Annotated in this window: 13 protein-coding genes and 3 pseudogenes; 10 read left to right on the top strand and 6 right to left on the bottom strand. The window is 70.9% G+C overall.

Translation table 11 applies throughout. The annotated features are described in order from the left end of the window. Positions 1–63 precede the first annotated feature (63 nt). Positions 64–1,353 carry an MFS transporter gene (locus C1703_RS34405; protein WP_114256498.1) on the top strand — a complete coding sequence of 430 codons (1,290 nt, stop codon included), beginning with the start codon at positions 64–66 and terminating at the stop codon, positions 1,351–1,353. Here the strand turns inward: C1703_RS34405 and C1703_RS34400 are convergent. From C1703_RS34400 to C1703_RS40230, 3 genes and pseudogenes are all read right to left on the bottom strand, one after another. Further along, the gene (locus tag C1703_RS34400; protein WP_232840680.1) at positions 1,332–2,426 is read right to left on the bottom strand and encodes a hypothetical protein; all 1,095 of its coding nucleotides are present in this window, start codon (positions 2,424–2,426) and stop codon (positions 1,332–1,334) included. The two genes, C1703_RS34405 and C1703_RS34400, sit on opposite strands and share 22 nt — an antisense overlap. Before the next feature lie 119 nt (positions 2,427–2,545). Continuing rightward, a pseudogene (locus tag C1703_RS39410) lies at positions 2,546–2,797 on the bottom strand (peptidoglycan-binding protein); the annotation flags it as partial. Positions 2,798–2,839: 42 nt separating this feature from the next. Beyond that, positions 2,840–2,980 (bottom strand): annotated as a pseudogene (locus tag C1703_RS40230) (LysM domain-containing protein); the annotation flags it as partial. A gap of 218 nt (positions 2,981–3,198) precedes the next feature. Here C1703_RS40230 and C1703_RS34390 point away from each other — a divergent pair. Continuing rightward, entirely contained in the window at positions 3,199–3,903 is a 705-nt protein-coding gene (locus C1703_RS34390; protein WP_114256497.1) for a GNAT family N-acetyltransferase, read from the top strand. Between the two features lie 54 nt (positions 3,904–3,957). Here C1703_RS34390 and C1703_RS40225 read toward each other — a convergent pair whose 3' ends face one another. Beyond that, positions 3,958–4,083 (bottom strand): hypothetical protein, encoded by a 126-nt coding sequence (locus tag C1703_RS40225; RefSeq protein ID WP_269803222.1) that lies wholly within the window; start codon positions 4,081–4,083, stop codon positions 3,958–3,960. Between the two features lie 41 nt (positions 4,084–4,124). Between C1703_RS40225 and C1703_RS34385 the strand changes: the two genes are divergently transcribed. Beyond that, positions 4,125–4,421: a hypothetical protein gene (locus tag C1703_RS34385; RefSeq protein WP_114256496.1), complete on the top strand. Its 297-nt coding sequence runs from the start codon at positions 4,125–4,127 to the stop codon at positions 4,419–4,421. Positions 4,422–4,556: 135 nt separating this feature from the next. After that, a complete protein-coding gene (locus C1703_RS34380) occupies positions 4,557–4,895 on the top strand; it encodes a hypothetical protein (RefSeq protein WP_114256495.1) in 339 nt (112 codons plus the stop codon). Between the two features lie 139 nt (positions 4,896–5,034). Here the strand turns inward: C1703_RS34380 and C1703_RS34375 are convergent, their stop codons facing one another. Continuing rightward, positions 5,035–5,733, bottom strand: coding sequence for a TetR/AcrR family transcriptional regulator (locus tag C1703_RS34375; RefSeq protein ID WP_114256494.1), 699 nt, complete (start codon positions 5,731–5,733; stop codon positions 5,035–5,037). Between the two features lie 230 nt (positions 5,734–5,963). Between C1703_RS34375 and C1703_RS34370 the strand changes: the two genes are divergently transcribed. The 3 genes from C1703_RS34370 to C1703_RS34360 all read left to right on the top strand — a co-directional run bounded on the left by C1703_RS34370 (position 5,964) and on the right by C1703_RS34360 (position 7,938). After that, on the top strand, positions 5,964–6,572 hold the full coding sequence (locus tag C1703_RS34370; RefSeq protein ID WP_198678346.1) for a zinc-binding dehydrogenase: 609 nt from the start codon (positions 5,964–5,966) through the stop codon (positions 6,570–6,572). A 210-nt stretch (positions 6,573–6,782) separates the two neighbouring features. Continuing rightward, a complete protein-coding gene (locus tag C1703_RS34365; protein WP_114256493.1) occupies positions 6,783–7,466 on the top strand; it encodes an SDR family oxidoreductase in 684 nt (227 codons plus the stop codon). Between the two features lie 100 nt (positions 7,467–7,566). Beyond that, positions 7,567–7,938, top strand: coding sequence for a DoxX family protein (locus C1703_RS34360; RefSeq protein WP_114257734.1), 372 nt, complete (start codon positions 7,567–7,569; stop codon positions 7,936–7,938). 96 nt (positions 7,939–8,034) lie between these two features. On the opposite strand, the pseudogene C1703_RS34355 reads toward C1703_RS34360, so the two are convergent. Continuing rightward, a pseudogene (locus C1703_RS34355) lies at positions 8,035–8,424 on the bottom strand (PP2C family protein-serine/threonine phosphatase); the annotation flags it as partial. A gap of 443 nt (positions 8,425–8,867) precedes the next feature. Here C1703_RS34355 and C1703_RS34350 point away from each other — a divergent pair. The 3 genes from C1703_RS34350 to C1703_RS34340 are packed head-to-tail and all read left to right on the top strand — an operon-like array spanning position 8,868 to position 11,046. Further along, entirely contained in the window at positions 8,868–9,938 is a 1,071-nt protein-coding gene (locus C1703_RS34350; RefSeq protein WP_198678345.1) for an aromatic ring-hydroxylating dioxygenase subunit alpha, read from the top strand. Continuing rightward, a complete protein-coding gene (locus C1703_RS34345) occupies positions 9,935–10,114 on the top strand; it encodes a hypothetical protein (protein ID WP_114256491.1) in 180 nt (59 codons plus the stop codon). Before C1703_RS34350 ends, C1703_RS34345 begins: the two co-directional genes overlap by 4 nt. Further along, positions 10,111–11,046 (top strand): PDR/VanB family oxidoreductase, encoded by a 936-nt coding sequence (locus C1703_RS34340; protein WP_114256490.1) that lies wholly within the window; start codon positions 10,111–10,113, stop codon positions 11,044–11,046. Before C1703_RS34345 ends, C1703_RS34340 begins: the two co-directional genes overlap by 4 nt. The last annotated feature ends 58 nt before the right edge of the window (positions 11,047–11,104 follow it).

Genomic DNA, 11,104 nt, shown 5'->3' with positions numbered 1-11,104 from the left:
GGTGACACTCGTGTGAAAGTCGCCGGTACGTGAGGTGTGCCGTGGCGCCGCCAGGGGAGGGTCATGGACGTGACAGAGACGAAGACGGCTTCCCCGCCCACCGAACGGCCCGTCCGCCAGCTCCTCGCCGCCTCCGTGGGCAACGCGGTGGAGTGGTACGACTGGTACGCCTACACGTTTCTGGCCACGTACATCGCCGCCCAGGTCTTCCCGAAGAGCGCGGACAACTCGCTGGTGCCGCTGCTGTCCACGTTCGCGGTCTTCGCGGTGGGCTTCTTCATGCGGCCGGTCGGCGGGCTGCTGATGGGCGCGGTCGCGGACCGGCACGGGCGGCGGGCCGCGCTGACGGTCACCATCCTGCTGATGGGCGGCAGCAGCCTGCTGGTCGGGCTGACGCCGACGTACGCGTCGGTGGGCGTGCTGGCGCCGGTGATCCTCGTCCTCGCGCGGCTGCTGCAGGGCCTGTCCGTGGGCGGCGAGTTCGCGGCCTCGACGACCTTCCTGGTCGAGTCGGCGGGGCCCGGTCGGCGCGGGCTGTTCTCCAGCTTCCAGTACGTGTCGACGACCGTGGGGCAGCTGGTCGCCTCGGGCATCGCCACGCTGCTCGTGGACACGCTGAGCGACGGGCAGATGAACGGCTGGGGCTGGCGGGTGCCGTTCGTGCTCGGGGCCGTGCTGAGCCTGGTCGGCTTCTGGATCCGGCAGGGCGCGCAGGAGACCCGCAGCGCCGAGCAGCAGCGGGCGCCGCGCCCCGGGCTGTTCGAGGCGCTGCGCCGGCATCCGCGCGAGTCGCTCCTCATCGGCGGCATCACGGCGGGCGGCACCATCGCCTACTACACGTGGACGTCGTACCTGCCGACGTACGCCGAACTCAACGCGGGCGTCGAGAAGTCGGACGCGCTGCTCGCGGGCACCATCTCACTGGCCTTCTTCGCCCTGCTGCAGCCGCTCGGCGGGCTGCTCTCGGACCGCTTCGGCCGCCGCCCCCTGCTGCTCTTCTTCGGCCTGGGCTTCGCGCTGCTCGCCGTGCCGCTGCTGCACACCCTGCGCGACTCCTTCGCCGTACTGCTGCTCGTGCAGTGCGCCGGCATGGTGCTGCTGACCGGCTTCACCTCGATCAGCGCGGCCGTGAACGCGGAGATCTTCCCGCCCCGGGTCCGCGCGGCCGGCATCGGCTTCCCGTACTCCCTGACGGTGGCCCTCTTCGGCGGTACGGCCCCCTACGTCGGCACGCTGTTCAAGGAGCAGGGGCACGCGGGGCTGTTCCCCTGGTACGTCGCGGTGATCTGCCTGGTGTCGTCGGTGGTGTACCTGCGGTTGCCGGAGACGGCTCACGCGTCGCTGCGGCGGTGAGGGGGCGGCAGCCCGTCGGTGCCCGGCTCGCCGTCCCTGCCGTCCGTGGCTGCCTCGTGCGGCTCCTCGTCCTCGCCCGTGCCGTCCGGGAAGGCGGTCGGCGCCGCGCGGGTCACGGGCTCGCCCGCCGCGCCGCTCTCCTTCACGGCGGCGCGCTCGGCGTCGGTCACCGCCTCGGTGGTCCTGCCCACCTCCGACAGCGTCATCTGGGCCCGGTCGTCGACCAGCCGGGTCACCAGGTGCTGTGCGGCGCCGAAGGCCGCGGCCCAGCCGAGGACCTGCGCCCTGCTGTCGAGGTCGCTGAGGCCGGGGACGAAGGCGCCCCTGATCAGCAGCAGGCCGAGGAAGGCCGACAGGGCGCCGGTGGGGAACTTCAGCACCGCCGACGCCAGCGGCAGCATGTACGGGGAGTCGGTGCCCCGGATGCGGCGCAGGGAGGCGATGACGGTGAGGGCGGCGCCGGCCAGTCCGGCGATCTCCACGGTGAGGATGTCCCTCGGCTGGGCCAGGTCGCTGGCGGGGGTGCCCGTCGGCACGTTGTGATGCTCCGCCGTGGGGCAGACGACGTCGATCCCGCTCGTGTCGCCGGGGCTGACCTTGGGCGCGAAGCACATGCTCAACGACTGCGGGTAGAACCAGCCGTAGACGGCGAGGCCCGCCACGCCGAGCAGGACGAGGAACGTCGCGGTCCACAGGATGTTGCGCAGGCTGCGCACCCGGGCGAGTTCGTCGTCCAGCGCGTTGTAGGCGGCGTCGAGGGCCCGGACCATGAGGTCACGGTCACTGCGCGTCGCCTGGCCGGAGGTGATGGCACGCAGCCGCCGGGCGAAGCGGACCCGCCGTGGGTCGTCGATGTCCAGATGGTCCTTGACCAGCGCCATGACCTCGCTGGCGCGGCCGGAGACCTCCTCGTCGGACACCAGTTGAAGGAGCAGCACCTCGGCGCTGCGCACATTCGACCAGACGCCCTCGCGGGCGGCCGACCCCGACCACGCGCGCTGCCAGCCGAAATTCTCGTCCGCGGCGTGCCGGGCCCTTTCCAGATGGTTCCGCATTCCCTCGACGAGGGTCATGCGGCCTTCCGGGCAGGGCCCGACGCTCACGTGTTCCAACTGCGCTTCGAGATAGTCGATCCGGGTCTTGGCCCGGGCACGCCACGCCGTACGCGCGGGGCGTCCGGGAGCGGTGCCGATCACTCGTAGACGGCGGGCACGTGCAGCCTCTCCCAGGACTTCGGACCCGGCGTGCCGTCAGCGTCGCGGCCCGAGAACCCGAGCTTGCGCTGCCATTTCGCGTACGACTTCCGGTCCGCCTCGCTCCACTGGGAGTCGGGACCCTCGGCGTACGCCGAGCAGTCCTCCTCGATGAGGCGGTAGCCCATGGCCTCGATGACCGGGCTGCTCACGGACGACTGGAAGAAGTCGGTACCCGGAAACGGCTCGTACTCGTCGTCATGGTGCGAGTGCGGCGGGGCGACCCGGATCCGCTGCTTGGGGAAGATGACGTCCGGATCCGTGATCTGCGGGTTCCATTCGAGGATCTGGTCCAGTGTCACACGGAACATCGCGGCGATCTTACCGAGCGTGTCACCGCGTTTCACTACGTAGAACTCTGCTGTCTTATCCATGTATCCACGGTAAATCAACACACCGGGGCGAAGAAGTGTCGCCGGTAAAAGCGAGGGCAAAAAGCACCGGTCGGCAACGTGCGGAATTCCGTTTCGATTTCACTTTTTGATTCGGAAACCGCCTGAAGGGTCGACCGGGTCGACCGGCCGTTTCCGGGGCGAGGGTAGGGTGTACCCCGAAATCATCCGGGGGACGGTCCGAGAAAGGCACAGCAGGGATGAGGAGCGGGGACACCGCCGTACTCGACGACCCGGTGGGCGAGTCACTGCGCGGTCACCACGCGGCTCTCGCCCGCCGGCTCGGCCGCGCCGCCGCATACGTACCGGAGGTCGCGACCTTCTCGGCGGTGTCCTCCGCCGCGGATGCGGCGGACTGGGCCGACCTCGCCGAACTGCTCGGCCGCGGCGGTCTCGCCGACCTGTTCAGCTCCCGGGCGACCCCGCCGCGCGATTGGGAGCCGGTGTTCGTCATGGAGGGCCGGCAGATGGTCTGGCCCTGCGGCGGCCGGCCCGGTCTGCCCCGGGCCGAAACCGACACCGGCGTGGTCGAACTCGGCGCGGCCGATGTGCCCGAGATGCTCGACCTCACCGCGCGGACCCAGCCCGGGCCGTTCTGGCCGCGCACCCACGAACTCGGCACCTACCTCGGCGTCCGCGCCGGCGGACGGCTGGTGGCCATGGCGGGCGAACGGCTCCGGCCGCCGGGCTGGACCGAGATCAGCGCCGTCTGCACGGCCCCCGAGGCACGCGGGCAAGGCCACGCCGCCCGCCTGGTGAACGCGCTCGCCACACGCGTGCTGTCCCGGGGCGAACGGCCGTTCCTGCATGTGGCGGAGACGAACACCGCCGCGATCGCCCTCTACGAACGGCTCGGCTTCGAGAGCAGGAAGCGGGTGACCTTCCGCGGCTTCCGTACGCCGTGAGCGGTACGCGGCGGCGGTCGGTCGGGCAGGGGCGTGTCCCTCGAACTGCCCTGCTCAGGCCAGGGAGAAGACGTGGCCGAGGTCGGCCTCGACCAGGCCGGGCAGGACCCACAGGGGCGCACTGGTGGGGCCCATGCTGCGCGGGACCTGGCCGATGGCGCCCACCCAAACAGCACCCATCACGCCCTCTCTCAACGGAACTCCATCGATTCCGCGGCGTTTTGGAATACGCCCGACTGCCGTCGGCCGCGACCGACCTCATTCTGCTCGGCGACCTCACCGGCCGCTACGCCACCGGCAGTTACAGCAGGCTCGCCCCCGGCGGCCGGACGGTGGCCTTGCGTGCGGACCGGCAGGGGGCGGCTGAGCACAGGCACCGGATCACCGCGGCCATCGCCTGCCATGTGGCCCGCGTCGGCGGCACCGTCGACCAGCTCACCCACCTGCTGCTGCACCCAGGGGTGAAGGCCAGGGCGCCACCCAGCACCGGCAACTCGCAGACGACTCTGGCGCGATGAGAAACGAACCGCCTGCCTGTCGACTGCGTCCAAAGCAGCAGAGGACAGCGAGAGCTTCGCAATACATCGGATGTCAGCCACCTTGACTGACCGTGCCAGATCTGGGTGCGACCACGCGGTGGGCGCGGAGCCTCGGTGGCAGTCCACGAGCGCGTCGAACTCCCCTGTCAGAGCGCCGGGCTTGATCGAGTCGTAGTCGAGGACCTGGTCGGCTCCGAGCTCACGGCAGAAGTCGGCATTGCGGGCACTGGCGACGGCCGTGACGCTCGCGACCATGGCCTTGCCGAGTTGGACGCGGTGCTGCCGACTCCACCGCTGGCATCGACCACCAGGAGCCGCTGGCCGCTGTGCAAGCGCAGCCCGTCCCGCAGGACCTGCACAGCGGTGAAGCCGACGGCCGGCAGCGCTGCCGCCGAGACGAAATCGATGGTGGTGGGCGCGGCCGCCATCTGCTCCGGTCTCGCGACGAGGTAATCGGCGACGGCACCGGTCCTGCGCATGCGGATGCCCAGGAAGCCCCACAGATGCCTCAGCTGTCGGCCTGGGCGCCTCGGACCGACGGTGCCGGCCACCGGACCGAGCCACTGATGCGCATCCGGCCGCACGTGACGTTTCAGTCCTTCCTCCCGGGTTCCGGCGAGGCGGAGCACGCCCGACCGGCACGGAGCATGGCTTGGTAGAGGGCGCGGGGCTCGGGCGGGTCCGGCAGGGGGCCGCGGGCGGGGGCCTCGAAGGACTGGAGCATCAGGGCGACGACGCGTTTCCAGGCGTCGGGAGCAGCGTCGCCGGTGGCGTTGACGACGCCGACAGTGGCCATGTGCACCAGCACCAGGTCCTCGGGGCTGAAGTCCTCACGCAGGCGTCCTGCGGCCTTGGCGCGGCCGATGAGCTGGACGACGCCCTCGTACGCCTGGTCTCGGCGCTCCTCCAGAGCCTTGGCTGTGGGGAAGGACATGGTCAGCACGTCGGCGAAGCCGTAATCGGCGGCCTGCATCGCGCAGGCGGTTTCGATGAACCCCGCGAGACCGCGCCAGGGATCGGGGTCGTCGAGGGCGACGCCGACCGCGTCGACGTAGGCGTCCATACGGTCGGCGAAGACCGCGGCTACCAGGTCTTCCTTTGTCGGGAACCGGCGGAACAGAGTGGCGATGCCCACCCCCGCCTCGCGGGCCACGGAAGCCATGGAGGCATGCAGGCCGTCACGCCTGAAGACCGTGCGCGCGGCGGCGAGTATCCGTGCGCGGTTGCGCTCGGCGTCGCTGCGGAGCGGCTGTGCGGCAGGGTCATCGCTGGATTGGGCGCCAAGGTTCATGACACGAAGTCTACCGAATCGGAATGCCCTATCCAGTTTCAGTGCTACTGTAGACGGCACGGAACCGGACAGGCCTTTCCGGAAGTCGAATCGGATACCCCTTTCCGAATCGGACGAGCGCCAAGGAGTTGATGATCAGTTGCGTGCGACATTGGCGCAGATCCCCGGCAGCCCCGAGGTGACCGAGGTGGAGGTGCCCCGCCCGGAGGCCGGTGAGGTGCTTTGTGAAGGTGGCCGCGTCCTCGGTGAACGGGTTCGGCCTGGGCACGGTGGCCGGATACCTGCACGGCATGATGGAGCACCGCTTCCCGCTGATCCGGGCAAGGACTCCGCCGGCACCGTCGAGGCAGTCGGTGAGGGTGTCGAGGGCGCAGTACGTCGCCGTTCCCGCTGCCATCGGCATCGCCCACCGGCCCGACGGGGTCTTGGTGCGTGACGCCGGCGCGCTCGGGCTGGCGGGCACCGCCGCCTTCGGCGGTGTCGCCCTGCTCGGCCCGCTGGAGGGCAGGACGGTGCTGATCTCCGGTGCCACCGGCGGCGTGGGTGCCATCGCCGTACGGCTGGCCGCGGCCCGGGGCGCGAGGGTGATCGCCACGGCCATGTCGGGTTCCGAGAGCGGCTTCGTCTCGGCGCTGACCGACGCCGAGGTGACCGTCATCGACTACACCCAGGACGTGACCGCTCAGGTCCGGGCGATCGCCCCGGACGGCGTGGACGCGGTGCTGCACCTCGCCGGCGACCTGGCCGAGCTCACCGCGCTCACCCGCGACGGCGGCGCCGTCGCCTCCGCCCTCACCGTCCCCGAGGCCTCGGAGACCGCAAGCTGCAGACCGCCATGATCCAGTCCAACCCGACCGCCGACCCCCTGTCCACCCTCGCCGGGCACGTCGCGTCCGGCGCCCTCAAGGTGCCGGTGAACTCAGAGTTCGACCTCGAGCGTGCCCCCGAGGCATTCGCCGCGTTCGGCGCCGCGCCCTCGGCAAGATCGCCACCACCGTCGCCTGACCCACTCCGTACCCCAGACGCTTCCCCCACGAAAGGACTTCACCATGCCCAGCATCGCCATCGTCGGCGCCGGCCCCGGAATGGGCCTCGCCATCGCCCGCACCTTCGGCTCGCGCGGCTACGACGTCGCCCTCATCGCCCGCAACCGCGCCAAGCTCGACGACCTCGTCGCCCGGCTCACCGCCGAGGGCATCACCGCCGCCGCGTTCCCGGCGGACGTGCTCGACCACGACGCGCTGACCCAGGCCCTCAAGGACGCCGCCACCCGCTTCGGCGGCATCGACGTCCTGGAGCACTCCCCCTCTCCGGGCAACGGCTCCATGAGCTCCATGAACCTCACCTCCCCGTCCCAGACCAGCCCCTCCGATGTACAGGGATGGATCGACTTCCTGCTCCACAGCGCCATCACCGCCACCCAGGCCGTCCTGCCCGCGATGCGTGAGGCCGGCACGGGCACCCTGCTCTTCACCAACGGCGCCGGCTCGGTCGACCCCATCCCGATGCTCGGCAACGTCAACCCCGCCCAGGCGGCGCTGCGCAACTGGGTGCTCAACCTGCACAAGGAGCTGGCCGGCACCGGTATCCAGGCCGCGCACGTCGCCATCGGCGTGTGGATCGGCGCGGGCGGCCCTCCCGAAATCCCGACCGCCGAGGCCGAGGACATCGCCCCTCTCTACTGGGACCTGCACACCCGACGCGACGAAGCCGAGCGCGTCTTCACCGGCTAACGCCTCCCAGTTCTCCCCCGTCGCATCCTGATCCGCTCCATCCTCATGCGCCGCGGTGTTCCCCGCCGCGGCGCATCCGAAGAAGAAGGTCTCCGCTCCGATGAACGTGTTCCTGTGGATCCTGCAGGGCGTCCTCGCCGCGCTGTTCGTGGCCGCCGGCGTCACCAAGTCCACCCAGCCCCGCGAAAAGCTCATGTCCCAGCTGCCGTGGGTCAGTGACGTCTCGACACCCGTGGTGCGTCTGATCGGCGTCGCCGAACTCGCCGGCGGCCTCGGGCTGATACTGCCGGGTGCTTTCGACATCGCCACCGTGCTCACCCCGCTGGCCGCCACCGGCTTGGCTGTGATCATGGTCCTGGCCATGGGCCTCCACGCCCGCCGCAAGGAGCCGCAGGCCATCGGGTTCAACGCGATCCTGCTCATCGTCGCCGCGGTCATCATGTGGGGCCGGTTCGGGCCCTACTCCTTCTGAACCCCCAGTCCCCCGCTCCCTCCCAACCCCGCCTCCGTCGTCCGGCGGGTCGACGTCGAAGTACGGGGTGCGGCTCACCTCTTCGGCCAGGGTCCGGCGCACCTGGGCGAGGCCTTCCTCCGTGTCCCGGGTGGCGGACTCGACGAGACCGTCCGTGCAGAACACCAGCAGGCTCTCTTCGGGCAGGCGCACCTCGTGGACGTCGAAGGGCGGTTCGGCGGCGCCGAGGGGAGGGTCGACGGTCAGTTCTGGACTGCGCACCGTGCCGTCGGGATGCACCACGAGTGGCGGCGGATGACCTGCCAGGCAGAAGGAGCAGGTGCCGGTGACCGGGTCGTAGACGGCGTACGCGCAGGTGGCGTAGTGGTCATGGCCGAGGTCGCCGGCGAGTTCGTTGAGGTGGCCGAGGAGTTCGGCCGAATCCAGCTCCAGGTCGGCGAGCGTGCGGACGGCCGTGCGGAGTCGGCCCTGAAGGTGACCCGCCAGTCGTCGTCGACCGTCACGAAGCCGACGCGCAGGCCGCGCAGCGTACGGAGGAACGGCTCGTGCGGCACGTGGGTGCCGTCGGATGCCGGTGTGTCCAGGTGCTCGGCGGCCCTCAGCGGCTCATCGGTCCGACTGCTCGCCGCGCCACCCCCCTCCGCAAGGCGAACCAGCACGCGACCTCACACCACCGTAGTTGACCCGCAGTGATGCTGGTCGCACTCGCCGTCGCTGCCTTCGGCTCCCCGTGCGCGAACCGAACGGCCGCACCACGCGGCACTCCACTCTGGCGACTAGAGGTACCGAACCAGGCTCTGAACAGCCTCTTCACAGAAGTTCTTCCGCCTGGCAGAAGCCGTCTTGCCGAGTCGACGCGGGCCTCACGACCCTGATTCCAACCACGGCACGCGGGGCGAGGGCGCCCCGCCGACAGGGACGGGAACCCCATGCCTCACATGACCGCCTTCGCCAGGAACCAGTGGTACGTCGCCGCCTACAGCCACGAGGTCGGGCGGGAGTTGCTCGGACGGACGATCCTCGGTGAGACGCTGGTGCTGTACCGGACCGAGGAGGACGGCACTCCGGTCGTCCTGCACGACCGGTGCGTGCACCGCCGCTACCCGCTGTCCGAGGCCCCGACCCGCCTCGACGGGGACCGGATCGTGTGCGGGTACCACGGCTTCACGTACGACACGACCGGCACGTGCGTGTACGTGCCGGGGCAGAAACGGGTGCCGCGCACGGCCCGGGTCGCCTCCTACCCCGTCGTCGAGCAGGACTCGCTGATCTGGGTGTGGATCGGCGACCCGGCACTCGCCGACGCGCAGGTCATCCCGCGGGCCAGGCACCTCGACTCCCCCGGCTGGGTGACCGTGCGCGGCATGGAGCCCATCGACTGCGACTACGGCCTGCTCGTCGACAACCTCCTCGACCTCTCCCACGAGACGTATCTGCACGGCGGGTACATCGGCACCCCCGAGGTCGCCGAGACACCCATCACCACGGAGGTCGACGAGGGCGCCGGCATCGTCCGGGTCAGCCGGCACATGGACGACGCAGAGTGCCCGCCCTTCTACGCCAAGTCGACCGGCATCGAGGGCCGGATCACCCGCTGGCAGGACATCGAGTACCACGCGCCCTGCCTGTACCTGCTGCACAGCCGCATCGCCCCGGTCGGCGTGCTCCCCGAGCCGGACGGCAGCGATCCGAACGGCTTCCACACGGAGATCACGTACTGCATCACGCCGTCCGGCGACGGCAAGGTGTACGACTTCTGGGCCGTCTCCCGGGACTGGGCGACGGACGACGCCGAGGTCACCGAGTTCCTGCGCGGCAACAACCACACGGTCGTGATGCAGGACGTCACCGCCCTCAACCTGATGCAGAAGACGCTCGGCACCGAGCGCACCGGCTACCAGGAGCTGAGCATCAACATCGACACCGGCGGCCTGGCCGCGCGCCGCATCCTCGCCCGGCTGGTGGAGCAGGGCGAGAAGCCCGTGGAGAAGGTCCAGTGACGAGTCCCACGGGCGAGATCTACCGCATCGACTGGCTGCCCGGCACCGACATCCTGCACGGCACGTGCCACTGCGGCCGGGAGCACACCGCGCAGGACCCGGTCGAGATGTGGGAGTGGATGCTCGCCCACCCCCAGGGACATGCGACCGACGAGCCGCGAGGAAACAGTTCATGAGCGTGTACGAAGCCGAACTCGTCGTCGGCCGCCGGGAGCCGGCGGCCGACGGGGTGCTGGCCCTCACCCTGCGCCACCCGCTGGGCGAGCCGCTCCCGGCCTGGGAGCCGGGCGCCCACGTCGACGTCCTGCTCGGCCCCGGCCTGGAGCGGCAGTACTCGCTCTGCGGCGACCCTGCGGACCGGACGGCCTGGCGGATCGCGGTGCTGCGCGAGCCGGACAGGCGGGGCGGCTCGGCCCATGTGCACGAGCGGGTGGCCGAGGGCGACGAGATCCGCGTGCGCGGGCCCCGCAACAACTTCCGCCTGGAGCCCGCCCCCCGCTACCGCTTCGTCGCGGGCGGCATCGGCATCACCCCGATCCTGCCCATGCTGGCGGCGGCCGAGGCCGCGGGCGCCGAGTGGACGCTGCTGTACGGCGGACGCACCCGCGCGTCGATGGCGTTCGGCGAGGAACTGGCGCGCTACGGGGACCGGGTGACGATCGCGCCCGAGGACGAGACGGGGCTGCTGGACCTGCCCTCGGTGCTGGACGACGTGCCCGAGGACACCCTCGTCTACTGCTGCGGCCCCGGGCCGCTGCTGGACGCGGTCGAGGCCCGGTGCCCGTCCGGGGTGCTGCGCGTCGAGCGGTTCCGGCCGAAGGAGCAGGAGACCGGCGGCGCCACCGAGTTCGAGGTGGAGCTGGCGCGCAGCGGCCGGACCCTCACCGTCACACCGGACGTGTCCGTGCTGGACGCCGTGCGCGCCGCGGGCGTCGAGGTGCTGTACTCCTGCACCGAGGGCACCTGCGGCACCTGCGAGACCGACGTCCTCGACGGCGAACCCGACCACCGGGACTCGGTGCTCACCGACGAGGAGCGCGCGGCGGGCGAGACCATGCTCATCTGTGTGTCCCGCTGCCGCGGGAAGCGGCTCGTGCTGGACCTCTGACGGGAGGCGGCGGTCAACCACCCGTCATGGTCGTGGTATTGACCATGGCTCGGAACGG

Origin of the sequence: Streptomyces sp. Go-475 (genome assembly GCF_003330845.1) — a bacterium.
Taxonomy (GTDB): domain Bacteria; phylum Actinomycetota; class Actinomycetes; order Streptomycetales; family Streptomycetaceae; genus Streptomyces.
This window is presented reverse-complemented; position numbering and strand designations above follow the sequence as displayed.